Annotated in this window: 24 protein-coding genes and 1 pseudogene; 20 read left to right on the top strand and 5 right to left on the bottom strand. The window is 46.3% G+C overall.

The features are described 5' to 3' along the window. Positions 1 to 80: 80 nt before the first annotated feature. Both ACFSVM_RS16490 and ACFSVM_RS16485 read left to right on the top strand, forming a co-directional pair. Positions 81 to 1,001: an aminoglycoside phosphotransferase family protein gene (locus tag ACFSVM_RS16490; protein WP_076313387.1), complete on the top strand. Its 921-nt coding sequence runs from the start codon at positions 81 to 83 to the stop codon at positions 999 to 1,001. 50 nt (positions 1,002 to 1,051) lie between these two features. After that, positions 1,052 to 1,345 carry an RNA polymerase alpha subunit C-terminal domain-containing protein gene (locus ACFSVM_RS16485; RefSeq protein WP_076313388.1) on the top strand — a complete coding sequence of 98 codons (294 nt, stop codon included), beginning with the start codon at positions 1,052 to 1,054 and terminating at the stop codon, positions 1,343 to 1,345. A 43-nt stretch (positions 1,346 to 1,388) separates the two neighbouring features. Here ACFSVM_RS16485 and ACFSVM_RS16480 read toward each other — a convergent pair whose 3' ends face one another. Both ACFSVM_RS16480 and ACFSVM_RS16475 read right to left on the bottom strand, forming a co-directional pair. Then, entirely contained in the window at positions 1,389 to 2,621 is a 1,233-nt protein-coding gene (locus ACFSVM_RS16480; RefSeq protein ID WP_379263459.1) for a molybdopterin-dependent oxidoreductase, read from the bottom strand. A 135-nt stretch (positions 2,622 to 2,756) separates the two neighbouring features. Continuing rightward, positions 2,757 to 3,650 carry a LysR family transcriptional regulator gene (locus ACFSVM_RS16475; RefSeq protein ID WP_090725184.1) on the bottom strand — a complete coding sequence of 298 codons (894 nt, stop codon included), beginning with the start codon at positions 3,648 to 3,650 and terminating at the stop codon, positions 2,757 to 2,759. 107 nt (positions 3,651 to 3,757) lie between these two features. On the opposite strand from ACFSVM_RS16475, the gene ACFSVM_RS16470 reads away from it, so the two are divergent. Then, positions 3,758 to 5,041 (top strand): adenylosuccinate synthase, encoded by a 1,284-nt coding sequence (locus tag ACFSVM_RS16470; RefSeq protein ID WP_379263456.1) that lies wholly within the window; start codon positions 3,758 to 3,760, stop codon positions 5,039 to 5,041. A gap of 70 nt (positions 5,042 to 5,111) precedes the next feature. On the opposite strand, the gene dapA is transcribed toward ACFSVM_RS16470, so the two are convergent. After that, the gene (dapA, locus tag ACFSVM_RS16465) at positions 5,112 to 5,990 is read right to left on the bottom strand and encodes a 4-hydroxy-tetrahydrodipicolinate synthase (RefSeq protein WP_076313392.1); all 879 of its coding nucleotides are present in this window, start codon (positions 5,988 to 5,990) and stop codon (positions 5,112 to 5,114) included. A gap of 112 nt (positions 5,991 to 6,102) precedes the next feature. On the opposite strand from dapA, the gene ACFSVM_RS16460 reads away from it, so the two are divergent. The 7 genes from ACFSVM_RS16460 (at position 6,103) to ACFSVM_RS16430 (ending at position 12,959) form a co-directional block, all read left to right on the top strand. Beyond that, the gene (locus ACFSVM_RS16460) at positions 6,103 to 6,993 is read left to right on the top strand and encodes a LysR family transcriptional regulator (protein ID WP_076313393.1); all 891 of its coding nucleotides are present in this window, start codon (positions 6,103 to 6,105) and stop codon (positions 6,991 to 6,993) included. A 121-nt stretch (positions 6,994 to 7,114) separates the two neighbouring features. Next, positions 7,115 to 7,246: a hypothetical protein gene (locus ACFSVM_RS16455; RefSeq protein WP_256209754.1), complete on the top strand. Its 132-nt coding sequence runs from the start codon at positions 7,115 to 7,117 to the stop codon at positions 7,244 to 7,246. Continuing rightward, on the top strand, positions 7,239 to 9,245 hold the full coding sequence (locus ACFSVM_RS16450) for an acyltransferase family protein (RefSeq protein WP_379263453.1): 2,007 nt from the start codon (positions 7,239 to 7,241) through the stop codon (positions 9,243 to 9,245). Before ACFSVM_RS16455 ends, ACFSVM_RS16450 begins: the two co-directional genes overlap by 8 nt. Positions 9,246 to 9,493: 248 nt before the next feature. Beyond that, positions 9,494 to 10,330 (top strand): YitT family protein, encoded by an 837-nt coding sequence (locus ACFSVM_RS16445; protein WP_076313395.1) that lies wholly within the window; start codon positions 9,494 to 9,496, stop codon positions 10,328 to 10,330. A gap of 226 nt (positions 10,331 to 10,556) precedes the next feature. Further along, positions 10,557 to 10,892, top strand: coding sequence for a PadR family transcriptional regulator (locus ACFSVM_RS16440; RefSeq protein ID WP_076313396.1), 336 nt, complete (start codon positions 10,557 to 10,559; stop codon positions 10,890 to 10,892). 13 nt (positions 10,893 to 10,905) lie between these two features. Beyond that, complete coding sequence (locus tag ACFSVM_RS16435; RefSeq protein WP_076313397.1) at positions 10,906 to 11,934, top strand: hypothetical protein; 1,029 nt, start codon at positions 10,906 to 10,908, stop codon at positions 11,932 to 11,934. Positions 11,935 to 12,149: 215 nt separating this feature from the next. Further along, complete coding sequence (locus tag ACFSVM_RS16430) at positions 12,150 to 12,959, top strand: VOC family protein (RefSeq protein ID WP_083655899.1); 810 nt, start codon at positions 12,150 to 12,152, stop codon at positions 12,957 to 12,959. A gap of 78 nt (positions 12,960 to 13,037) precedes the next feature. On the opposite strand, the gene ACFSVM_RS16425 is transcribed toward ACFSVM_RS16430, so the two are convergent. Next, the gene (locus ACFSVM_RS16425; protein ID WP_076313398.1) at positions 13,038 to 13,805 is read right to left on the bottom strand and encodes an SDR family NAD(P)-dependent oxidoreductase; all 768 of its coding nucleotides are present in this window, start codon (positions 13,803 to 13,805) and stop codon (positions 13,038 to 13,040) included. 360 nt (positions 13,806 to 14,165) lie between these two features. Here ACFSVM_RS16425 and ACFSVM_RS16420 point away from each other — a divergent pair, with 360 nt between their 5' ends. The 7 genes from ACFSVM_RS16420 to ACFSVM_RS16390 all read left to right on the top strand — a co-directional run bounded on the left by ACFSVM_RS16420 (position 14,166) and on the right by ACFSVM_RS16390 (position 22,067). After that, positions 14,166 to 14,756, top strand: coding sequence for a TetR/AcrR family transcriptional regulator (locus ACFSVM_RS16420; protein WP_090725179.1), 591 nt, complete (start codon positions 14,166 to 14,168; stop codon positions 14,754 to 14,756). Between the two features lie 103 nt (positions 14,757 to 14,859). Beyond that, the gene (gene fabV, locus ACFSVM_RS16415; RefSeq protein WP_090725178.1) at positions 14,860 to 16,062 is read left to right on the top strand and encodes an enoyl-ACP reductase FabV; all 1,203 of its coding nucleotides are present in this window, start codon (positions 14,860 to 14,862) and stop codon (positions 16,060 to 16,062) included. A gap of 317 nt (positions 16,063 to 16,379) precedes the next feature. Beyond that, the gene (locus ACFSVM_RS16410) at positions 16,380 to 17,228 is read left to right on the top strand and encodes an ABC transporter permease (RefSeq protein ID WP_379263448.1); all 849 of its coding nucleotides are present in this window, start codon (positions 16,380 to 16,382) and stop codon (positions 17,226 to 17,228) included. A 20-nt stretch (positions 17,229 to 17,248) separates the two neighbouring features. Next, entirely contained in the window at positions 17,249 to 18,313 is a 1,065-nt protein-coding gene (locus ACFSVM_RS16405; protein ID WP_076313401.1) for an aliphatic sulfonate ABC transporter substrate-binding protein, read from the top strand. Positions 18,314 to 18,442: 129 nt separating this feature from the next. Further along, positions 18,443 to 19,327 (top strand): AraC family transcriptional regulator, encoded by an 885-nt coding sequence (locus tag ACFSVM_RS16400; RefSeq protein ID WP_379263445.1) that lies wholly within the window; start codon positions 18,443 to 18,445, stop codon positions 19,325 to 19,327. Between the two features lie 130 nt (positions 19,328 to 19,457). Further along, a complete protein-coding gene (locus tag ACFSVM_RS16395; RefSeq protein WP_379263443.1) occupies positions 19,458 to 20,744 on the top strand; it encodes a glycoside hydrolase family 27 protein in 1,287 nt (428 codons plus the stop codon). Between the two features lie 204 nt (positions 20,745 to 20,948). Beyond that, on the top strand, positions 20,949 to 22,067 hold the full coding sequence (locus ACFSVM_RS16390; RefSeq protein ID WP_379263441.1) for a glycosyltransferase family 4 protein: 1,119 nt from the start codon (positions 20,949 to 20,951) through the stop codon (positions 22,065 to 22,067). Positions 22,068 to 22,078: 11 nt separating this feature from the next. On the opposite strand, the gene ACFSVM_RS16385 is transcribed toward ACFSVM_RS16390, so the two are convergent. Continuing rightward, a complete protein-coding gene (locus ACFSVM_RS16385; RefSeq protein ID WP_081872670.1) occupies positions 22,079 to 22,441 on the bottom strand; it encodes an HIRAN domain-containing protein in 363 nt (120 codons plus the stop codon). 314 nt (positions 22,442 to 22,755) lie between these two features. Between ACFSVM_RS16385 and ACFSVM_RS16380 the strand changes: the two genes are divergently transcribed. From ACFSVM_RS16380 to ACFSVM_RS16370, 3 genes and pseudogenes are all read left to right on the top strand, one after another. After that, complete coding sequence (locus ACFSVM_RS16380) at positions 22,756 to 22,974, top strand: spore coat associated protein CotJA (protein ID WP_379263438.1); 219 nt, start codon at positions 22,756 to 22,758, stop codon at positions 22,972 to 22,974. 59 nt (positions 22,975 to 23,033) lie between these two features. Then, positions 23,034 to 23,300: a spore coat protein CotJB gene (locus ACFSVM_RS16375; protein ID WP_076313406.1), complete on the top strand. Its 267-nt coding sequence runs from the start codon at positions 23,034 to 23,036 to the stop codon at positions 23,298 to 23,300. Between the two features lie 23 nt (positions 23,301 to 23,323). Next, positions 23,324 to 23,518: pseudogene (locus ACFSVM_RS16370) on the top strand (manganese catalase family protein); the annotation flags it as partial. Positions 23,519 to 23,577 lie beyond the last annotated feature (59 nt).

Below are 23,577 nucleotides of genomic sequence, written 5' to 3'. Positions count from 1 at the left end.
CGGATTGGAGAAGCTTGCTTTCGTAATTCTGCTGAACTAATATATGTAAACGTAAGATAGAGAATAGGGAGTGATTCAAAATGAGCTATAACTTTAAGTCAGACGAAGCCGCAAAGATTAAAGACCACTTTGGTGAACACGTTTATGAAAAAGTCCAACAATATCTCGGCATCTACGCAGATATGTGGTCCCTGTCTTCATTTGAGTTCATTCCTTCCTACTCGGCCAACCTGGTGTTCAAATGCGAGTCCGCCCTCTACGGCAGTTCCATACTAAAGATCGGGAACCCTACTGCCGCAGAAACGTTAACCGAATTCAGCACTCTGGAGGAATACAAGGGAAGGCCATTCTGCAAGGTTTACGATATCGATCGTGAACACTGCATTATTTTGGAAGAGCGTATTGAGCCTGGCTATACTTTAAGAAAAGAGAGCTCGCTTGAGCGAAGACTTGCCGTTTTCTGTTCCCTGTACACAGACCTCCATGTTGAACCCGCTGACGCTGAGATATACCCAACCTATCTTACGTGGGTGAATCGAATTACGAGTTATATGAGCCAGCGGCAGGATGCCGAAGAGCTCTATTTGCATATGAAGAAGGCCCAGGAGATTTGCATCTCACTCTCTTCTCAATATTCAAAAAAACGGCTTCTGCATGGCGACTTTCATCATGACAATATTTTGCTGGGTAGTCATGGACAATATAAGATTATCGATCCGAAGGGCGTCATTGGCGATCCGATCTTTGACACTCCCCGATTTATCTTGAATGAATTCGAAGAGGAGGTCACTCCAGCGCTATATAACAAGATTAACAATATCATTAACACACTGGAGAAGGAGCTTCTTATTCCGGGTGAGGTCTTGCGGCAATGCCTCTATGTAGAAACTGCGATGGGAAACTGTTGGAGTGTACAAAGTGGTGCTCTCCCGGAAGAATTTCCGAAGCTGTTAAGCTATGTCGCTTTTGCTAAAAGCATATTGGATACGCAGACTCTTTGACGGTAGTTGCTATTGTGACAGATATAATCTTGTAGGAGGACATTAAATGAATGGAAACATCAAATCAAAGTCTGAGAACCTGCAGCAAAGGTCACCAATATTATAAAAGCAGTGATTGTCCGACATGCCCCACCTGTGAGAGGGAGAGAAAACCCGCCGGCGGGTTCCTCTCCCTGCTATCTGCACCGGCAAGACGGGCACTGGAGCACCATGGAATTACTACCTTGGAGCAGCTGTCCACCTACAGTGAAAAAGAGATTTTAAAATTTCACGGTATGGGGCCCGCATCACTGCCCAAGCTTAGAGCTGCTCTGGAGGAGACTGGCTTAACTTTTAGACGATAAAGATAAAGACTATAGCATGGCTTCGATAGGCTACAGCTTATTATTAGCTGTTCTTAACCCAAGCATCATTCGAATAGCCCCGCTCTTCCCAGTAGCCGACATGCTCACCCTCAATCAACTCGATCCGGGTCAGCCATTTGACCGATTTATAAGCATACATCTTCGGTACAATGAGTCTGACCGGACCACCGAGGTCGCTGGGGATGGGGTTTCCGTCATGCAGGACAGCGACCATCACATCATCCAGATCTGCCTGCTCCAGCGTCAGCGTATCTGTATAGACACCGTCTCCCGAATAGAACTTTACCGTCTGCGCTGACTGCTGCACCCCGGCCTGCTTCAGCAGGTCTTTTAGCCGTATGCCCTCCCAGGTATTGTTGTAGACTGACCAGCCTGTTACGCAGTGAAAGTCACTTACCTGTACCGTACGCTTAAGCTGAACAAACTCCTCCCAGCTCCAGCTTAAGCGGTTATCCACCTTACCATCAATGGTGAAGGACCAGTTCTCGTTGGTGAAGACAGGTATTTTCGTTACGGTATATATCCGGAAATTCCCCTCCGCTCCCCCACCCATGGGATGCTGAGACGCTGAGTGCGGTACTGGTGTAGGAATAAGTTTGTTCTCGTTCTGTTTAAGCAGATTTTCCATCGAATTACTCCCGCCAAAGCTGCCAAGCCATTTTAGGAAGGACGGAGTCAGCGTTACGATTAACCCGATGCCAATGACTCCACCGATAAAAGCTCTTCTCGTGTATATAGGCTGTGGGGCCGCAGGATGAAGCTGGTTCTCCATACGCCCCTGTTTGATCGTACGTCGCGCGGGCTCCTTGAACCATTTTAATCTAGTAATGGAGTGATAGATGATATAGGGAAGACCAATCCAGGTCAGCACATCATGAACAATCAACGCTGCATTGGATACATCAGGTCCTACCTGCTTGAACTGCCACAGCAGCACGCCTGAGATAAACCAGCCTGTAAGAAGCACCAGTACGATAACGACGTTTAACCGCTGCCAAGGCTTTTGCTTCAGCTGTTCCCAGTGCTTCCCTGCAAGCAGCAGATAATAGAGAACAGGAAGAATAGACGCCACACCAACCATGATATGGAGCGTTTTGATCCATACCCGTCCTTCTCCCAGTAAACTCCGCCAAAATCCGCCGATAAGGATCAAACCAGTCAAAGCCAGTACAAATACGATCCAGCCATTCCAAGTATGTAATGAAACCAGCTTTTTGCCATAACCTTTGCGAAGCTGCTTAAGCCAAGTCCTCATTCTTTGCTCCCCCCAACTATTATGCTGCCGGCAAATTTTCATTTTAGTTAATTATAACGCTGTTCATCTCATTACCTACCATTAATTCACCTATATATCCATAGACGAAGGAGATATTTGTTAATATAAATGAGTTTATTTCGAAAAATGATCCGGCAGCAGGGAGAGAAAAGAGCGGGATGCAGCGGACAACGGCACGCCACGCAGTGTAGCAACACCGACGTGCCTTTTAGGTATAGGAACTGCTAACGGAATTTCCACCAGCGATCCCTCTCTTAGTTCATTTATTACAAAATCCCGTATAACAAAGGCAAGTCCAAAATCTCTTAGGGCGAATTGAAGGAGCAAATCTATACTGCCAAGCTCAATCTCCGGGATAATCTGCATATCGTGTGCAGCCGCATAATCGTCGATATATTTGCGTGTACTCGCTCCTTTTTCCAGCATGAGAATCGGATATTGCTCCAGTTCTTCGCCAGTAAAAATGGTGTTACCCAAGTGGGAATACCCCTTCCCGCCAACGAGACAATCTTGAATAGCGGAGCTTTCTCTCACTTCAACCTGTTTATCCATTACGGGGAGACTAACGATGCCAAAGTCGATCCGCCCTTCCTTCAGCAGCTGAATCGTCTCGGGTGTCGTCCGATTCGTCACATGAATGCGAATGTTAGGGTACTCCGCCCTGTAACGGTCAAGGTATGGAAGCAAATAATATTTGCATAACGTATCGCTGGCCCCGATATGAATTTCACCTTTATCCAGATTGTGCATTTCTGCAATCGCCTTTTCCCCCATATTCACATTAATAAATGCCTGTTCGATATAGCCAAGCAGCACTTCTCCTTCGGTCGTAAGCTGAACTCCTCTTGAGGTTCTAAAAAACAGCGATCCTCCAAGCTGCTCCTCCATTTGTTTGAGGGTATGGCTGACCGCCGGCTGAGTAATGTGCAGTAGCGCCGCAGCTCGGGTCAGGCTTCCTGTCTTCGCTACCTGGTAAAAAACACGATACCACTCCAAATTAACATTCATTACATTACCCCTCTTTATATCAACTATTAGTAATATTACTTTTTCTTATATAACGAATGAAATTATAATAGTCTCTGGATGTAATTACAAATGGGGAGGCAATACAATTGACAGTTACCGCGATCGTGGGTGCAAATTGGGGAGATGAGGGCAAAGGGAAGATGACGGATGTATTATCCGCTGTCTCTTCGTATGTCGTTCGCTTTCAAGGCGGGAGTAATGCAGGACATACCATTATTAATCACTACGGAAAATTCGCTCTGCACATGCTGCCTTCAGGGGTGTTCTACCCGAGTGTAACGAATATCATCGGTCCGGGAACGGCACTGGACACCGGCATGTTACAGAAGGAATTGCAAATGCTCAAGGATAAAGGGGTACCCGCACCAACACTATACGTTTCCGAACGAGCACAGGTCGTGCTGAGTATTCACCGTCTGTTCGATGAGCTTGAAGAGGAGCGTCTGGGTACACGCGGATTCGGTTCGACGAAGAGAGGAATTGCCCCGTTCTATGCAGACAAGTATGCGAAGCTTGGCATTCAGGTCTCCGATTTGTTCGATGAAGTGCGTCTTAGAGAGCGGGTGGAGAGACTACTCGAGCCCAAGAACCTCATGCTTCAGCATTATTATAACCGTGAACCAATCCATCCAGAGGTTCTTATGGAGCAGCTTAAAGAGGAGGCAGAATTTCTAGCTCCATATGTCAAGAACACAACTGAGGTTCTGCAAAAGGCTAACCTTGACGGAGAATCCATTTTACTGGAAGGACAGCTTGGAGCACTGCGTGATCCTGATCACGGGATTTATCCATACTCCACTTCTTCTTCAACCCTGTCCGGTTATGCTCCTGTCGGTGCCGGACTTCCGGCATCCTCCATCAGCAGAGTCATTGCCGTAGTCAAGGCTTATTCCAGCTGTGTAGGTGCTGGTCCCTTCGTATCGGAGATTCAAGGTCAAGAAGCAGATGAACTGCGCGGACTTGGCGGTGATTCCGGCGAGTTTGGTGCGACGACCGGAAGACCAAGACGGATGGGCTGGTTTGATGTGGTCGCGACGAAGTACGGTTGTTCCATCCAGAATGCAACAGAGGTATGCCTCACCAATCTTGATGTACTCGGTTATCTGGATGAGATCCCGGTGTGCACCGCATACGAGCTGGAAGATGGCAGTACAACTCAAGCTTTTCCGGTGACAAGCAAGCTGAATGGAGCGAAACCCGTCATCTCTACTCTGCCAGGCTGGAAATGCGATATTTCTCAAATTCGCGAATTTGATGATTTGCCGAAGGAAGCCATTGCATATGTGGAATTTATTGAAGCAAGTATTGGCGTAAACATCACAACCATCTCTGTAGGGCCAAGACGCGAACAGGTTATTGAACGAAGATAACTACTCTTCTATGTTCTCAAAAAAAAGGGGTACAGCCTCTCCTAGGCTGCACCCCTTTTACGCGTTTAAGTTAAATATGCTTCTTGATTTCTGCCTTCAATGGATCAGAAATCGGAAGCAGAGGCAGGCGAACCGAGTCAGACTCGATCCAGCCGAGCTCAGATAAGATCCATTTCAGCGGAGCCGGGTTCGGCTCTTGCTCGAACAACAGACGGATCATAGGAACCAGCTCATCAAACTGCTTCTTCGATTCGGAGATCTCACCGCTCATGTACCGATTGTATACATCAATGAATGTCGCCGTATTCAGGTTGGCTGATGCCAGCATCCCTCCACTTGCCCCTTGGCTCAGAGAAGCGTGGAACAGAAGATCCTCGCCGCAGAGCACCGGCTTCGATCCATACCGAGACAGCTCTGAGACCAGCTCTACACCGCCCGAGCTGTCTTTCAATCCGATGACCTGCGGGATATCAAGGATTTCTCTTATTGTATCCACGGATAACCGGATTCCCGTTCGGCCTGGAATTTCATAAGCAATCACAGGGACGCCAGCTTCCGCTATTTTACTAAAATGTGCTACAACTCCCTTGCCGGTCGGCTTGTTGTAGTATGGAGTTACTACAAGGACTGCATCTGCGCCCAGCTCTCCTGCACGCTCTGTCCGCTTAAGCGATGAGAGTGTGTCATTGGTTCCGGTGCCAATGACAATGGGAACCGTTTTATTCAGTTGCTTCATTACAATCTTCGCTATTTCGACTTGGCTCGTGACCTCTTCCCAGCTGGTCGTTGGACACTCTCCAGTCGTTCCGTTGATGACAAGGCCATTAATATCATGGACCAAAAGGTGCTTTAAGTAGGATTCAAATGAGGCTAGATCAAGGGTATGATTAGTTTGGAATGGAGTAACGACAGGTACGTAGATGCCTTTCAAGTTTTGCTCGCTTAACATGTTACAGCTGCCTCCAATACGTTGTATTTATTTTAATTTATCATAGCGTGCAGCATCACTGTTATCTATAATAGTTGATATGTGTTATCAATATTATTGATGAGGTGGGCTCATGGATTTTATATATCTCAAAACATTTCGGCAGGTCGCCCTGCGTCAAAGCTTCACCCGAGCGGCAGAAGAGCTCGGCTATGCCCAATCCAGCGTCACGACCCAGATTCAGAAGCTGGAGAAGGAATACAATGTCAAATTGTTTGAACGCCACGGCAAAACACTTCGTCTCACTTCGTCCGGTGAAGAGCTCCTGAAGATTGCCGTCCAGATTATCGAGCTGTACGATCAGTCCAAAGAAAAGCTGGCCATGCAAGGCGGCGGGACTTTATCTATCGGTACAATTGATTCCATCGCCTCCTATTTCCTACCACAGGTCATTCAGACGATACGGGAGTCTTACCCCGAGATGAATATAAGGCTGCAAGCCGATCGTGAGGATTATATCCTGGATCAGGTTAAGGAAGGGGAATTCGATATCGGGCTGATTCTCGGAAATACACTGCCGGAACCAACCCTAAACACGATTGTGATCAGAGAAGAGCCGCTTGTACTCGTCTCGAGTCCAAAGAACCCCCTACTACAGTTGACCCAGATTAAAATTAACGATCTGAAGCATACGGACTGGTTTATGGCGGAAGCCAGCTGCAATTATCGGATTATGCTGGAAAAGGTACTGCGAGCACATGGCATCCCTTTCAATGTCCGCTTGGAGCTGGGTAACCCGGAAGCCATTAAACGCTGTGTCATGGCAGGTGACGGGATTGCGCTGCTGCCTGAGATGGTTGTACGAGATGAGATACAGAGACAGGAGCTGAGTGTCCTTCCTTTTGCTCATTCGGACATCAAGCTGTATATGTATTTGGTGATTCATCCTAAGAAGTGGATATCAAACAGCCTGATGGAATTTATTTCCCTCTTGAAGCCAGATCAGGAGCTGATATCATTATAATTCTGGTCTCATTTTTGACTTCAACAATGTGACCTGTACTTTACCTTTTTGTCATTTCCTTATTTTGCTGTAGTGTTAGTATTAACCTATTGAAATTGTTTGTGAAAGGAAAGGTTTTCGCATGTTCCAAATGACCACTTACTTGACTCCACACACCCAGACGTTTGTGAATATGAGCTATGCGGAGATGACTCCGTGTCCAGACCAGAATCTGCAGCATGTGTGCAAGGCTGAGGTGAAATCTCATGCCTAAATCGATAAAAACAGGCTCCCGGTATATGCCGGGGCTGGATGGACTCAGAGCCTTGGCGCTGATTGGCGTTATGTGCTACCATTGGGGGCTTGATGAAGCTCCTGGTGGATTTCTAGGTGTCAGCATTTTCTTTGTATTATCCGGCTATTTAATTACGAACATCCTCGCCATAGAGTGGCATCATCATGGGAGAATTGATCTGAAGCAATTCTGGTATAGGAGGTTCAGGCGACTTCTGCCCGCGATGCTGATCATGCTCCTTATGACCGTGGTGTGGATGACCTTATTTGATACTTCTCGGCTCGCTTCCTTGCGTTATGACGTTGTTGCTGCCGTTACATACATAAGCAATTGGCAATTTATTTTCCAGGATATATCCTACTTCGAATCGTTTGGTCCGCCCTCTCCGCTTGGACATATGTGGTCCCTGGCCGTAGAAGAGCAGTTCTACCTCCTATGGCCGCTTCTTATGCTGGTTGGACTCAAATGGTTTCCAAAACGAGGCCAGATGTTTGTATTTATTTGTACGCTGGCTGCATTGTCGGCGCTTCTCATGGCCCTGCTTCATGAGCCGGGTTCGGATCCAAGCCGAGTCTATTTCGGAACAGATACCCGGGCATTCGGGCTGCTGTCCGGTGCTGCCCTTGCCATTGTGTGGCCCAGCTACAAGTTATCTGGCAGAGTCCAGAGGGTGGCACAGCTGGGTCTGGATCTAACAGGCATAGGTGCGCTGCTGCTCGTCCTATATATGATGTGGAGCACTGACCGCTACGCGTCATGGCTGTATAACGGGGGGATGCTCCTCTTCTCGATTGCAGCAGCTGTTCTAGTAGCCGTTCTGGCGCACCCGGCTTCCCTGCTTGCCAAAATCCTTGGAGCAGGACCCCTGCGCTGGATCGGGATTCGATCCTATGGCATCTATTTGTGGCATTATCCTGTACTGATTCTGACGAGTCCCGGAGGGAATCCGGAAGGAATCGGAGCTTTTTATACCTTTCTGCAGGTCGCTGCAAGCGTCATTCTGGCCTCTCTGTCCTGGAAGTACATTGAACAACCGATACGTGAAGGCGCTCTTCGTGTATGGTGGCAGGATGTACGGCATCCGAAGCGTCGAAGCTGTGTATTTACACCAAGACGTCTTGCTGTCTATTGCAGCTCACTTCTGTTCATCGGCATCTTTTGTATCGGAATGACGATGAATATATCGGATGCGAAGAAACAAGAAGCAAACGGAGTCTTCTCTGAATTTCCTTCTCCGGAGAATGCAGGAGAGCCGGCCCCTGAGCAACAACAGGAAAAGGAAATTGTTCCGGATGAAGAGCAGACAGATGGAGAGCAGCCAAGTGCTGAAGAACCCAATGGGGGAGAGCTCGATGCTGAAGAGCCCAATGCTAAAGAACCTAACGCTGGAGAATCCAATGGCGAAGCTGCAACAGATTCAGATCCAGAGAAGAACGCGGACAATGATACTGAAAAGGATACAGCCCCGGAGGATATAAAAGATACACCGGCAGATCATCAAGTGAAGCCGATGTCCGGCGCTTCCATTACGGCCATTGGTGATTCAGTAATGGTCGGAGTAACTCCCTGTCTGGAGAAGCTGCTCCCGGGTATAACTGTGGATGCAGAGATCGGAAGACAGATGAGCCATGCAGCTGATCTACTCCCGGCACTTGAAGCGAAGGATCGTCTATCCGGCACCGTCATTATTGGACTTGGCACGAATGGTGCTTTTTCGGAGAAGAGCCTGACCTCCCTGCTGGACTCTCTTCAATCCGCCGAACAAGTCCTTCTCGTGAACACGAGAGTACCCAAGGATTGGGAGGAGAACGTAAACAAGATGCTGTCCAAGATCGGAAGCAAATATTCGAATACGACAATCATCGATTGGCACGAAGCCAGCAAGGATCATCCCGAATATTTTAGAGAAGATGGTGTTCACCTGGAGCCTGCGGGTGCTGAAGCTTATACTCGTCTAATTATGAGTGTACTTGGTTAAATGAAGATATTTTGAAATCATCCTTACCATACAAATTATGTTTACAAATCAGGGGTCTGCCCCCTATAATAAGATAGTAATTGACCAACAGTACGTGATTGGTGTCTGATTTATCTCTTAAAAGAGCTGCGCAATCTTACAGATTTGCATCAAGCGATTAAAGGATTTTTCCTCCTTTAATCGCTTTTTTTGTGTGATTGAATTCATTTCCAAGTTTTTTAATGCATTAGATTCATGGAGGGTTTGTTATGAAAAAAAGAATGTATGATATGGTCATGCTGCTTGCAGGAGCATTTATCTTCGCGCTAGCAGTCAATTTGTTTGTCATTCCCAATGATTTCGGAGAAGGCGGCGTTACGGGGATTTCAATCGTTCTCTATTATTTGTTTCAGTGGTCGCCTGCCCTGGTCGGCTTCGTCATCAACGGCATTCTGCTCGTGATCGGCTACAAGCTGCTCGACAAGCAGACAACCTATTACACCATTATTGTCGTTGCGTTTAATTCCTTGTTCCTGTACTGGACTGAGGACTGGTCGATTCCGGCTGACGAGCCGGTACTGAATGCCATATTTGCCGGACTGCTCGCTGGTCTCGGTATCGGACTAATTATACGTGTTGGCGGGACCACGGCCGGGACAACGATCCTGGCACGTCTAGCTAACAAATATCTGGATTGGAACATTAGTTACGCGCTGCTCTTTTTCGATATTATTGTGGCGATACTCTCCATCTTTGTCATCGGTATTGAGAATTTCATGTTCACCATCCTGATCCTATATATCGGTACCAAAGCGATGGATTTCATTATTGAAGGGCTCAATCCGAAAAAAGCCGTTACCATCGTGTCAGCCAAGCATAATGCAATTGCTTCGAAGGTGACCGATATTATGGACCGTGGTGTATCCGTGCTTCGAGGCTACGGCTACTACACCGGTCAGGAGAAGGAAATTCTGTATATCGTGATCAGCAAGCAGGAAGTGTCGATGCTGAAGAAAATTGTAAAATCCGAGGATCCCTCCGCTTTTGTAACGATTCACGATGTTCGTGACGTATTCGGAGAAGGGTTTATTGATATTTCCAAATAAATAAGTATAACATCCTGACAGCCGCGCTGAATAAGCGCGGTTTTTTTAGTTCCTAATGGATACAACGTTTTACGTCGGTTAAAGTCAATTCTCCGCTTCTTGTGAACATTTTTAAAGAAATATGATTATAAGACTAGCTTTCAGCCAATAATTTAAAATAAATATTATTTTGCTATGTACAATAGTGTGTGTCATACAGTATAATGTGATCAGGAGTTGATGATAAATGAATGATGTAACAGAAACGATACAGAATTTACTAAGCGAACTTAGACGAGGAAGCATCATTATCGCCGTACTCAGCCAGTTGTCAGAACCGCAATACGGTTATTCGCTCGTCAGTGTGCTCGAGGACAAAGGGCTGTCTGTTGATCCCGGCACACTATATCCCTTGCTTCGCAGACTAGAGAAACAAGAGCTTCTAATGAGCAGCTGGGATACGAATGAAACCCGTCCCCGGAAGTACTATACCATTACTCCGTTCGGTCAGGACGTCTATGATGGAGTATGCCGGGAATGGTTGTCACTGACTGAGAGTATGAAGAACATTATTGAAACCTAAGGAGGATAAGAAAATGGAACTTATTGAGCGTTATGTGTACGCAGTCACACAGAGACTGCCCGAGAAACTTAGAGCAGACATATCGAAGGAGCTGCATGGACTGATTGAAGATATGCTGGAGGAACACGCTGCATCAGATGAAATTACAGACCAACAGGTAGAGAGCGTACTGAAAGAACTGGGACATCCGGAGGTGATGGCTGCAAGATACGCGGGCGAACGCTATCTCATTGGTCCAGCGTTGTATTCTAGTTACATGACCGTCATGAAAGTTGTTCTTGCTTCTTTGTTGATCGCACTCAGTATATTCACCATAATTGAAGCCATCATGACGCCTGGCCATATTTTGGACCACTTCACCCATCTCCTCGTTGATATTTTCATCTCTATTTCTCAAGCCATCGCATGGGTTACGGTCATATTTGCACTCATTGAATACAGGCAGCGGAGAAAATCGACTTCACCAAACAACGAAAATTCGATGAAAGAATGGAATCCGAAAGATCTGCAGGCTTTGCCTGATCACGGTACAGAGATCAAAAAGTCAGACCCGATTGCCAGTATCATTTTCATTACTTTGTTTACGGCACTGTTTGCCTTAAATGTGGAGTTACTTGCTGTGTACCGAATTAGTGATCAGGGCTTCTTCTCCATTCCGTTCATCAGCTCAGCCGGAATTGAGAAGTATGTACCTTTCATCTGGCTGTTAGGAGCCGTAGGCATTTTGGGGGAAATATTTAAACTGATTCTCCGCAAAAAGACGACTTCTCTTCTCGCCTACCATATATTGTTCAGTGTGCTCTCATTTGTCCTCGCCTGGATTATGCTTCAGGATACTTCGTTCTGGAATGCATCATTCATTAGTCAACTGGAAGCCGCGGGCCTTATTATTCCCGGAGAAGAAAGCCATGAGATCGTCTCCAGCCTATGGTCAGGACTAAGTCAGAACTTGATCTATCTTATAGCCATCATCAGCCTAGTCGACTTGGGAAGCGAAATCTACAAATGGAGCCGCAGCAAAAAGTTCACAGGCCGTGCATAAGCACGGTTTTTTCTATATTCTATAAGATTAGTGCGCCGTTCAAACTGTAGGAAGCAAAGGTTACGACGGATTCGTTATCGGCATTGTTAATTGATTTTTTTTACCATTTCAAGCGGTTATGAGCAGGAATTAATATCCAGTAGGCGAATAATATTCCCTGTCAGATTCTCAAGGCATATCGGCATCTCTCATATTCGATAAGGAGTTGATTCTACTTGAGCAATTATCACACGGCACACACGCAAAATGTCATTAAACCGATAGAAAACCAGATAACCAGCCTGTTTGTTCATGTTTCAGATGTACGAAGAGCAACTGAGTGGTACAGTCAATTGCTGGGCCTTCCAATTAGGGAAGATCGTCTGAGCTCGGGACCTGTGTATTGGTTTGATCTGCCGGAGGCTCACCTGATTCTGGACTCCAACACCGAGAATCGAAAAAATCCGGAGTGGCGTGAAGAGATGAAGCCTCGCTTCATGCTCGCCTGCAGCAATATCGATGCGGCTTACGAACATGCTGAGCAGCAGGCTGCGACATACTCCAAGCCCTATCATCATGGCCCAATGGCTTATTTCAACTTCAGTGACTCCGATGGAAATACACTCATGGTAAGCCGTAATACGGATTCCACTGAGACAGACGCATGGAACCCCGCTGATGGTGTCAGTCCAATCCTTCCCCGAATTGGTGGTGTCTTTGTCGATGTCACCGATATGAAGTCCGCTGTCCGCTGGTATACAGCGCTGTTCAGTCTGCCTTATGACGACAAGAACACGGATGGACCCATTTACAGCGTTCCTATGACAAGCGGGCCGGTACTGCTTCTGGATCAGCATCGCTCTTTGCGCCAGGAAGATTTTACAGAGCTCTTCTACTTCGAAACAAACGACATAGAGGCCTCCTATCAATACGTCCTGGATCAAGGCTTTCAAGTGGCAGGTGAACCGAATCACTTCGAGGATTTATCCGAATTTGCCGTAATTGATCCAGATGGAAACCGCATCGTTATAGCATGTATGAAATAATAATTAGAATTTTGTTCCTGAACAGCAAAAAAAGAGCCTGAAACCATAATGGTTCAGGCTCTTGAATATTCTGCCTTATTATTGACCGACCATACCGCCGTCAACGGTGTATAGAGATGCTGTAACGAAGGAAGCTTCATCAGACAGCAGGAAGTTCATTACCGCTGCCACTTCTTCCGGCTTGCCGTAACGGCCCATCGGAGTAGCAGCTTCGTTCGCTTTTTTGTACTCTTCAGCTGCACCGGAGTTTGCTTCGATCTGCTCCATCATACGTGTTGCAATCGTACCTGGAAGAACCGCATTGACACGGATTCCGAATGAAGCCAGCTCATTAGCTGCTACACGAGTAAGACCAATGACAGCATGCTTGGACATAATGTAAGGAGACATACCTGGAGCTCCCATGAGGCCTGCTAGAGATGAAGTATTCAGGATTGCGCCTGAATTTTGTTCTTTCATCACTGGAATGACATATTTCAGACCAAGGAATACCCCACGAACATTGACGTTATATACGAGGTCAAGGGCTTGTACACTCATCTCATCGATTGTTGCTGTAGGACCCTCAATACCCGCATTGTTTGCAAAATAGTCAACAGTGCCAAACTTCTCAACGGCTTTGTTCACATAATTTTGCACATCTTCTTCTTTGGACACATCGGCTGCAACAGCCAGAGAGTTGGAATCGTTAAGACCCAAATCTGCAATCGTTGCTTTAATTGCTTCTTCTTTGAGGTCAACGAGAACTACGTTAATGTTGCGCTCTGCCAAACGACGTACCAGTTCTTTACCAATACCGCCTGCTGCTCCTGTAACAATGGCTGTTTTTGCTTGTGATTGACTCATTGTATATTCGCTTCCTTTTCTATGAAATAATAGCTGCAGCATCCACGAAGGATGGCATACAGTTGTAAAGCTTGAATCTTTTAGTTAGTAACTCACTTCCTGTTTATCGTACACCTCTCTAAAAAGAAGGACAATAATCAGTATTCACAAAATTGTCATCTAATCGACACATAAAATTTAACTGTTAAATTTACAATTAGAAATTGGACACGCACGTTCCACATGTTCAATTTCTCGTAATTTGGGAACCACGAAGACTTACGATATAATAATTAACAGCGTAATCCATCTCACACTACCTTTTAATATGTTATGAAACGGATTTAATTATGTACGAATAGGATAGGAGTCTACAGGTAAATGGAAGATACGAACGACAGAAGAAGCAAACGAACACGGCTTGCCCTTAAAGTCGCTTTTATCGAGCTGGTGCTTGAAAAAGGATACGAGGCTACCACGATAATGGACATTGCCAGCCGTGCAGACTACAATCGTGGAACATTTTATAACCACTATATAGATAAAGAGGATTTGCTTAGAGATATCAAAGGAGAGTTTTTGCAAGGGGTTTCAATCGCTTTGCTTGCTCCTTATCAAGGTATGGAGCGGGTTGATGCGGACAAGATTTACCCTTCTACGCTACGTCTATTGGAGCATATTGAGCATCACAAGGATCAGTTCAAAGCCCTTCTCTCTGTCAGCAACGATCTGTCATACGATATCTACAATCTACTGAAAGATGCCATGAGGAATGATATGCATATTGTGATGGACGATTCCTCAAGAACAATAGACTATGAGATCATGCTCAGCTACCGCATGTCAGCTTTTGTAGGTGTTATTATGTACTGGGCAGAAACCGACTTTAAATACTCAGCCAGCTATATGGCAGAGCAGGTGATGATTCAAACGAATCAAAATCTGAATTACATTGAGTTCAAGAATCGATGAAGAAGGTTTTACTTTCTTGAAAAATTGTTACAATAGGGTGTGGCTGATCTAGATATCAGGCCAAGATATGTCTAACGAAGTGAAAGTGAGGAATATTACGAATATGATTATAAAACCTAGAACACGCGGCTTTATATGTACAACCGCACATCCAGTAGGATGCGCACGGCAGGTGGAGGAGCAGATTAAATATGTACAGGCTCAGCCGCAAATTAATGGTGGACCGAAGAACGTACTTGTACTTGGTGCTTCTACAGGCTACGGCCTGTCCTCCCGCATCGTTGCTGCCTTTGGTGCAGGTGCGAACACGATCGGAGTATACCGTCCAAGTGCAGGAAGTGAGAAAAGAACGGCTTCTGCGGGCTGGTACAACTCCGCTGCATTTGAACAGGCTGCAAACGCCGCTGGACTTAAATCATACAGCGTGAACGGAGATGCCTTCACAGATGAAACAAAACAAAAAACAGTAGAGGTCATTCGTGAGCAATTGGGACAGGTTGATCTTGTCATATACAGTGTAGCTGCGCCAAGACGCCAGGACCCTGCTACCGGTGAAATGGTTAACTCTGTGCTCAAACCGATCGGAGAAGCGTTCACGAACAAAACGGTTAACTTCCATACCGGTGAAGTCACAGAAGTCACCATTGAGCCTGCAACTGAGGAAGAAGTGCGTAACACCGTAACGGTAATGGGCGGTGATGATTGGAAGCTGTGGATTAAGGCTCTGAAGGACGGAGGAGTTCTGGCAGACCATGCCACGACTATTGCCTATTCCTATATCGGCTCTGAAATTACCCGTTCTATTTACCGTGAAGGATCCATCGGTAAGGCGAAGGATCATCTGGAGGCGACAGCACATCAGCTGAACGAGGAGCTGTCCAGTACGGGCGGACGAGCTTATGTTGCTGTAAGTAAGGCGCTAGTGACCCAGTCCAGCTCGGCAATCCCGATCGTTCCTCTGTATGTATCTGCGTTGTACAAGGTGATGAAGGAAAAAGGATTGCATGAAGGTACCATTGAACAGATGTACCGCTTATTTGCAGATCGTCTGTATCATGGCGAGCCAGCTCTGGTTGATGATGCAGGACGTATTCGTATCGATGATTGGGAGCTGCAAGAAGATGTACAGGAAGAGGTTCTTCGCATCTGGTCTGAGGTCAACAGTGACAACATCTATGACATTTCAGACCTGAAGGGATACAACCAAGAGTTCTTCCAGCTGTTTGGATTCGAGATGGATGGTGTCGACTATGAGAGCGATGTAAATCCAGACGTCCAAATACCTGGTGCCTACAAAGTAGAATAAGCTCGCAAGTGCTTTGTAACCCACAACCGGCCCCTCTGGATCATGATCCAGGGGCTTTTTTTGCATGCCGATTCCATATCGATGTATAGCAAGTGATGAATTTCATATGAAAATAAGGATTGACATGCTCCATATCCATTGGTATGATTTACCTCAATAACATATCAATTCGATGGGAATTATATGATTTGACATTGATCTCACCGTCTACCGTACAAACGGAGGCATTTTCGATATATGAAGATGCCTCTTTTTTGTACCCATTTTTCCCCACACACTGTATGTCCCATCATCCACCCCACTAAGGAGGTCAGCTTATGATTGAGCAAGGAAAGTCTTTAGGCACCAAAATAAAGCCTGCAGCCACAAGCAATAAGCACTCTAAGGCTAAAGCTTCAAGAACAAGTCATCTCAGCTCCATTCTGTTAGGCTTTCTCGTTCCAGGCTCCATTCTGATTCTATGGCAGATCGCAGGAGGCTTAGGTTGGATCTCAAGCACCATGCTCCCTACCCCGCTGCAAATTGCCTTATCCTTCAGAGACCTGATCATCTCGGGCGAGCTGTTTGGTCACATGCAAATCAGTATCGCTAGAGCAGCAAGCGGTTTTCTGTTGGGTGCTGGGCTAGGTCTCTTATTCGGGACCCTTGTCGGTTTCCTGCGCCGGTTCGAGCAGACCTTAGACCCCACCTTTCAAATGCTGCGCATGATCCCCCATTTGGCACTCACTCCGTTATTTATTCTATGGTTCGGTTTTGGGGAGACCTCCAAAATATTGCTTATTGCCAAAGGCGCCTTTTTCCCGATGTATGTAAATACCTTTCTAGGTATTCGCGGAGTCGATCTTAAGCTGTTTGAGGTTGCGAAGGTGCTTGAGTTCAGTCATTTCAAGCAGTTGATCCGGCTCGTGTTGCCCGCTGCACTGCCTAACATCCTGCTAGGGCTTCGTTTATCTCTCGGCGTTGCTTGGCTGGGACTTGTTGTGGCTGAACTGATGGGCTCAAGTGAGGGAATCGGATACATGATACAGGATGCACGTCAATTCACACAGACGTCTGTGGTTTTTGTCGGTATTATCATCTTTGCCGCGGTAGGAAAAATCACGGATTCCTTCGTCCGGTATTTAGAAAGAAAGCTGCTTCGCTGGCGGGACAGCTTCAATGGATAAATGAGAGGAGCTTGATAACGATGTCTGAACAATTTAAGAAAAAACGACGCAGTATCACATTCATACTTGCAGCGCTCATGGTCCTGCTCATACTGAATGGTTGTGCCAATCAAGGCGGCAATGCTGCAGATGTGGCAGGAGCCGTCAGCCCCGGAGATAAAGTTGTCATCAATATTGGAGTTCAAGGAGCCACTGGCATTTTCTCCTATGCAAGAGACACGAAGGCATTTGAAAAAGCTTTTGAAAAGGTCGGTGCCGAGGTAAGATGGCATGAGTTCGCGAGCGGCCCACCCCATTTTGAAGCACTCGCATCAGGCAGACTGGATTTTGGCAGTACAGGCGGTACGCCTGTCATTGCAGGTCAGACCGGTGGGATCGACTTTAAAGCGATAGCTGTCACCGGTGATGGTAAGAAAGGAAATGCCATTCTCGTGCCTGAGGGCAGTGATATCCAGCGCATTGAAGATTTGAAAGGCAAGAAAATTGCCGTTGCCAAAGGCAGCAGTGCCTACAATTTCTTATTCCAGGTCATTAATACCGTGGGACTTACCGGAGATGACATCGAGCTGATCCAGCTTCAGCCGGATGAAGCAAGGCCTGCCCTCGACTCCAAAGCAGTCGACGCATGGTCTGTCTGGGAGCCCTATGTAACAACAGCCACCACGCAGACAGGTGCGCAGGTTCTTGTTGACGGAGAACAATTGAACATATTGGCACCCGGTTTTCTCATCGCACGTACCGACTTTATTGAGGCTCATCCGGAGCTGACGGTTACTTTTCTCAAAACCTACGAACAGGTAAGGCAGTATTATGAGAGTCATACCCAGGAGGTTGCTGCCCATTTTGGACAAACCAAGAATGTGGACGCAGACATGCTGGTGAAGATTCTGGATAACAACACCTCTCTGCTATCTCCCATTACACCTGAATTTGCAGAGGCACATCAGGAACAGGCAGACTTCCTCTATTCCATTGATGCGATCGACAAACAGCTCGACACTTCCTTAGTCCTTGAGAACAAATATATTGAACAAGCGCTTAAGGAGCTTGATGAAGAAGGAAAGCCAGAAACAGATACAAATTAAAGAGTTAATCGCATCTCGTTCAGCCCCATTGGTTTTCTTCTTCCATTCCCTTAAAATAGGATCATGTATGTTCACCCCTGCATGTTGAAGAGTGCAGGGGTATTTCCATGACAATAATGGAGGCACTTGATGAAAACAGATAAACCTTACGGCATCTATGGGTTTCGTTTCACGGAAGCTCTACAGTATCCTTTCTGCTACCTCTATGCGGTTGGCTTCGATAAGATCAATCATACGGATTACTACTGGAATGGGCTCGAGCGTACGGACGGTCCGTTATTCCTGATTCAATACACCACTGAGGGCCAAGGTATGTTCCGATTAAATGAACAAGCCTTCGAAATGACTTCTGGCAGTGCTTTTTTAGCGGAAATTCCGGGTACTCACGAGTATTATTGGAGTGAAGGAAATGAACCGTGGGAATTTTATTTCTTGTTAATTCGTCCTGCCTTGATTGCCCCGTTCTGGGAAGAAATAAAGCAAAAGCTCGGCAGCGTCCCCTCTCTTCCTCCGGTAAGCCGTCCGGTAAAGTTGCTGCGTGAAATATATACAGAAGCAAGAGCTGGTCGAATTACAGATCCTTACCATGCATCCTCACTGGTCTATCAATTTATACTCGAGCTCAGCAGATATGCGAGCCATGAGCACAAGCATCGAGACGGCTGGCCGGACAGCATCCGGCTTGCTGTAGATTATCTCGAGTCCAATTACGACCAGATCATCAGCCTGGATCAGCTTGCAAGTGAACTGCACATCTCCAAGTATCACTTACTCCGGCTCTTCTCTCGTACGGTGGGTATGACTCCAAATGAATATCTAAACAAAATCAGACTCGAAAGGGCAGTGGAACTGCTCAGAAGACCTGATTTGAGTGTTGCACAGGTCGCTGAAGCAGCAGGTTTTTCGAGCAGCAGCTATTTCATTCGAGTCTTTCATCACAAAACGGGACATACCCCAGGATCTTTCCGTGAACGAGACCACCGGTTAAATTATGACCGCCTCTTCTTTGATTAGAGCAATATTTTACTATTAAACACGTTTTATTATTATAGATTTCGGTACTTCCTGCCTTCTACAATATTGAATAAGAGCTATTTTTTATTATTTAGATTTCAATACATGAGAGGCAAAGGAGAAGATCAATATGTCACATCGAGATTATGCCAAGACACCGCCTATGGGCTGGAACAGCTGGGATTGTTACGGAGCAGCAGTCACGGAAGCCGAGATCAGAGGCAATGCGGAATATATGGCCAAGCACTTAAAGCCTTATGGCTGGGAATACGTCGTTGTCGATATACAGTGGTATGAGCCGCATGCCAATTCATCCATCTACCGGAAATTTGTCCCGCTTGAAATGGATGAATATTCACGTCTGATGCCGGCCGTCAATCGCTTCCCTTCTGCACAGGGCGGAGCTGGCTTCAAACCGCTCGCAGACTATGTACACAGCCTAGGACTCAAATTCGGAATTCATATCATGCGGGGAATTCCCAGACAAGCTGCTCACGCGGCAACGAAGATTAAGGGCTCCGAGCAGAATGCAAGAGATATCGCCCATCCGAACTCCATCTGTCCCTGGAATACGGATATGTACGGTGTCGATGCTTCCCAGGAAGGGGCAGCTGCCTACTATCGATCACTGTTTGAATTGTATGCCGAATGGGGCGTTGATTTCGTTAAAGTCGATGATATTGCGGCTTCCCGCCTGTACGACCCTCACCTGCCGGAGATCCAGTTAATTCATGATGCCATTGAACACTGTGGGCGTGAAATGGTACTCAGTCTCTCGCCGGGTCCTGCCCAAATAGAGCATGCCGATTATCTGGAACAGTACGCCAACATGTGGCGAATGACCGATGATTTCTGGGATCATTGGAGCCTGCTGCTGGATATGTTCGACCGCTGCAAGGCCTGGGAAGGACGTCCTGGTCCCGGCAATTGGCCGGATTGTGATATGCTGCCACTTGGTCATATTGGAATTCGCTCAGTGGATGGCGGAGGAAGTGACCGATGGACTCGATTTACCAAAGACGAGCAGATTACGATGATGACCTTATGGTCTATCTTTCGCTCACCGCTTATGTTTGGCGGGGAACTGCGCGACAACGATGACTGGACATTATCCCTGATCACGAATCAAGAAGTACTTCATATGCATCAGCACAGTCAGGATGCCAGACAGATTAGCCGTACAGAGCATAGCATCGTATGGTCCGCACAGGAAGGTGACAATATCGTTTATGCTGCATTGTTTAACATCGGGGAAACGGCGAATGAAATCGTCGTTAGTCTCAACGCGTTGGGTATTCAGGGTCAGGATGTAGAGCTTGTGGATCTGTGGAGTGGAAGTGGGACACGTTCTGAGAGCGGAGTCATTAAAGCGAAAGTTCCCGCCCATGGTGCGGTATTATACCGAATCTCCTTTTAAATAAGAAACAATTCACACACGAAAAAACCGTGCTCCCTATGACTTATGAGGGGTACGGTTTTCTTACTGTCCCTTGGAATTCGCTCTGATATCTGCCCGATTTGCTAACTCCTCATTACCTGGCAGCATATATATAACTCAGGATTGAGCCATATCTCTTCGACTCGTTTTTATAGAGATGACAAACGGAAAGGAGCATTATACATGCATATAGTGATGGTTAGCCCTGAGCAATTCCCCCTGCCGGGAAGCGGTTCTGTAGAAATCTGCATGCTCGCCATCGCCAGGGAGCTCTCGGTACACCATCAAATTACGATAATTAGCAAATTAACACCGCAGCTTCCTATTGAGACATCTATGAATGATCATCTCGTCATCAAAAGAGTACCCGCTCTCAGTAGAAAGGATTATGCAGAGGAGGTAATTAAGTGCATCCAAACGCTGGATCATGTGGATCTCATTCAAGTAGATAACCGTCCCCGCTGCATGGCAAAGATTAAACTGGCTTTTCCGGATAAACCCGTAGCTCTCTTTCTCCACTCCTTGACCTTTGTCCCAAAGTCCGCTTCGATCTCTTCCCTTCTACAAAAAGCCGATCTTATTATCGCAAACAGCCGCTCTTTGAAAAGACGGATTATAAGCCGATTCTCTCTATCCTCCGATCGCATCATAACGATACCTTTGGGCGTCGATATTCATCGCTTCAAGCCTCTAACTATGGAAGAAAAACAAGTTCATATGAAGCGCTATGGTATATCCCGAGATCGTTTTAATGTACTGTTTGTTGGCAGAGTCATCCCTCAAAAAGGAATTCCGGTTATCCTGCGGGCCCTCTATCGAATACAGCCTTCCATCAGGACCCGGCTCATCATTGCCGGCAAGAGCAAGAACGCAGCCTATCCTGCGCGACTTAAACAGCTTGCCAAAGCACTACGAATTGAGCTCCTTTTTCTAGGTGAAATTCAGCATGAACAAATCCACCAGCTGTACCCGCTTGCAGACTGCATTGTATGCCCTTCTCAGAAGCATGAAGCGTTTGGACTGGTTAACGTAGAGGCGCTGGCTTCCGGTATCCCGGTCATTGCTTCCAAAAATGGAGGAATCCGTGAAATCATCGAAGATGGTCATGACGGATTTTTAGTTACACATTATAAGAATCCGCTTGGCTTTGCTAATCGGCTTGCTAGGCTTGCTAAGCACCCTGAGCTGGCTCAGTCCATGGGAGCAAACGGGAGAGAGAAAGCACTGCTCCATTATACCTGGCAAGCAACAGCTTCGCGGCTGGAAGCCACCTACCAGCACTTAACGGGCAACGAAGGATAAGGCTTCAATCTCTAGATCCTTTCGGATGTTCGATACATAATGAAGACTTCCTTCTCTTCCGCCCCTGGCATAGAGGTCACTTCTCTAAGCTCGATAATCGCCATATCTTGAAAAATAAACTGTACTATACCCAGTGTCTGCTGTTTGAAGGTATCGTAAATTCTTCCTGCGCTGCAGCAGCCTCTAGGTACGATCTCCGGACTATTTGCTATATAACCGATTTGTCCATGAGGAGGCAGAACAACGCGAATCGCTTCAGAGTCGGACAAGTTATCTGGATCTTTAATTAGAAAAACAGGCTCTCCTACTCGTAATTTAGAGGAGTACCGATGGTTCTTCATATCTGTTATTGCGGCATAAACTTTTTTATGCACGTAAATACCTCCTTTGCTCGTAGTAGTCAATGATAAGTTTATCGGTAACCGTTTTAGGTTTTTTTACAGAAAAAACAAAACTTTTGAACTATTTTATAAAAATATAAATCGAAAATACGGACCTTAAGACCTGATATTATATAACAGATGCGGAGTTTGTATTTCATATTTTATCGTATTACCATGTTAAACTTTCGCAAATACGCAAATAGTTCAATCCTTTTTATTATACGTATGTGGACAAAACTGACTGGCATATACATCTTACAGATTCCATTGCTCTCTACTTTAGAGAAAGGTGTTGATCAAGCTTCATGAATTCTTCCCACACACAGTTTAAACCGTATGAGCCCTTTGTTGGTCCGTTTGATCCGTGCCCTCCGATTCGTGTGAAATACTACAGCACACCGCCCAATCTATATCTAGGATTTCAGCCGCCTAACCTGCCTCAGTTCAGTGCATTTGACGCATTGAAATACGGTACCTTGTGGAAAGCACTATATAGCCCGTATGATCCGCCAAAGAGCAAGTAACTAGAGCAACTCTTGCACTGGACCCGAGTAACAACCTGATAAGAAAGGGGCGAGTAGATGTGAACCATACGGTTGACGAGAACTATTACAAATTGCTGCACGAGCTGCAGGCGCTGGATTTTGTGCTTGTCGAGTTGACCTTATATTTGGATACGCATCCTGATGATGCTGCCGCACTTGAGCAGTTCAATTTGTATGCCAAAACGAGAAGAGAGCTGGCCGATCAGTTTGAGGCTCTGTACGGTCCCTTGCTTCAATACGGTCAAAGCGGAGCACAGCAGTCTTCCTGGCAATGGGCCAAATCCCCTTGGCCATGGCAAGTCTAACGTAAAGGAGGCAAATTCATACCATGTGGGTATACGATAAAAAACTGCAATATCCTGTTCGCGTAAGCAAATGCGATCCCATGATGGCCAAATTTCTGCTTGAGCAATACGGAGGTGCTGACGGAGAACTGGCTGCAGCGCTGCGTTACTTGAATCAGCGGTACACCATTCCCGACAAAGTCATCGGACTGCTGACGGATATCGGAACTGAAGAATACGATCCAACAGGTAGTAGGTGATAAAAAGCCCTAACTACAAAGGGCTTTTTCCTTTTTCT

Origin of the sequence: Paenibacillus shunpengii (genome assembly GCF_042684905.1) — a bacterium.
Classification (GTDB): domain Bacteria; phylum Bacillota; class Bacilli; order Paenibacillales; family Paenibacillaceae; genus Paenibacillus; species Paenibacillus shunpengii.
Note: the sequence above shows the minus strand (reverse complement) of the source record. Positions and strands in the feature narration are given on the sequence as shown.

What these genes read in the sequence shown, in the direction of transcription:
- ACFSVM_RS16490 (WP_076313387.1), top strand. Translation starts at nt 81, where the DNA reads ATGAGCTATAACTTTAAGTCAGACGAAGCCGCAAAGATTAAAGACCAC.
- ACFSVM_RS16485 (WP_076313388.1), top strand. Translation starts at nt 1,052, where the DNA reads ATGGAAACATCAAATCAAAGTCTGAGAACCTGCAGCAAAGGTCACCAA.
- ACFSVM_RS16480 (WP_379263459.1), bottom strand. Translation starts at nt 2,621, where the DNA reads ATGAGGACTTGGCTTAAGCAGCTTCGCAAAGGTTATGGCAAAAAGCTG.
- ACFSVM_RS16475 (WP_090725184.1), bottom strand. Translation starts at nt 3,650, where the DNA reads ATGAATGTTAATTTGGAGTGGTATCGTGTTTTTTACCAGGTAGCGAAG.
- dapA (WP_076313392.1), bottom strand. Translation starts at nt 5,990, where the DNA reads ATGTTAAGCGAGCAAAACTTGAAAGGCATCTACGTACCTGTCGTTACT.
- ACFSVM_RS16460 (WP_076313393.1), top strand. Translation starts at nt 6,103, where the DNA reads ATGGATTTTATATATCTCAAAACATTTCGGCAGGTCGCCCTGCGTCAA.
- ACFSVM_RS16455 (WP_256209754.1), top strand. Translation starts at nt 7,115, where the DNA reads ATGTTCCAAATGACCACTTACTTGACTCCACACACCCAGACGTTTGTG.
- ACFSVM_RS16450 (WP_379263453.1), top strand. Translation starts at nt 7,239, where the DNA reads ATGCCTAAATCGATAAAAACAGGCTCCCGGTATATGCCGGGGCTGGAT.
- ACFSVM_RS16445 (WP_076313395.1), top strand. Translation starts at nt 9,494, where the DNA reads ATGAAAAAAAGAATGTATGATATGGTCATGCTGCTTGCAGGAGCATTT.
- ACFSVM_RS16440 (WP_076313396.1), top strand. Translation starts at nt 10,557, where the DNA reads ATGAATGATGTAACAGAAACGATACAGAATTTACTAAGCGAACTTAGA.
- ACFSVM_RS16435 (WP_076313397.1), top strand. Translation starts at nt 10,906, where the DNA reads ATGGAACTTATTGAGCGTTATGTGTACGCAGTCACACAGAGACTGCCC.
- ACFSVM_RS16425 (WP_076313398.1), bottom strand. Translation starts at nt 13,805, where the DNA reads ATGAGTCAATCACAAGCAAAAACAGCCATTGTTACAGGAGCAGCAGGC.
- ACFSVM_RS16420 (WP_090725179.1), top strand. Translation starts at nt 14,166, where the DNA reads ATGGAAGATACGAACGACAGAAGAAGCAAACGAACACGGCTTGCCCTT.
- fabV (WP_090725178.1), top strand. Translation starts at nt 14,860, where the DNA reads ATGATTATAAAACCTAGAACACGCGGCTTTATATGTACAACCGCACAT.
- ACFSVM_RS16410 (WP_379263448.1), top strand. Translation starts at nt 16,380, where the DNA reads ATGATTGAGCAAGGAAAGTCTTTAGGCACCAAAATAAAGCCTGCAGCC.
- ACFSVM_RS16405 (WP_076313401.1), top strand. Translation starts at nt 17,249, where the DNA reads ATGTCTGAACAATTTAAGAAAAAACGACGCAGTATCACATTCATACTT.
- ACFSVM_RS16400 (WP_379263445.1), top strand. Translation starts at nt 18,443, where the DNA reads ATGAAAACAGATAAACCTTACGGCATCTATGGGTTTCGTTTCACGGAA.
- ACFSVM_RS16395 (WP_379263443.1), top strand. Translation starts at nt 19,458, where the DNA reads ATGTCACATCGAGATTATGCCAAGACACCGCCTATGGGCTGGAACAGC.
- ACFSVM_RS16390 (WP_379263441.1), top strand. Translation starts at nt 20,949, where the DNA reads ATGCATATAGTGATGGTTAGCCCTGAGCAATTCCCCCTGCCGGGAAGC.
- ACFSVM_RS16380 (WP_379263438.1), top strand. Translation starts at nt 22,756, where the DNA reads ATGAATTCTTCCCACACACAGTTTAAACCGTATGAGCCCTTTGTTGGT.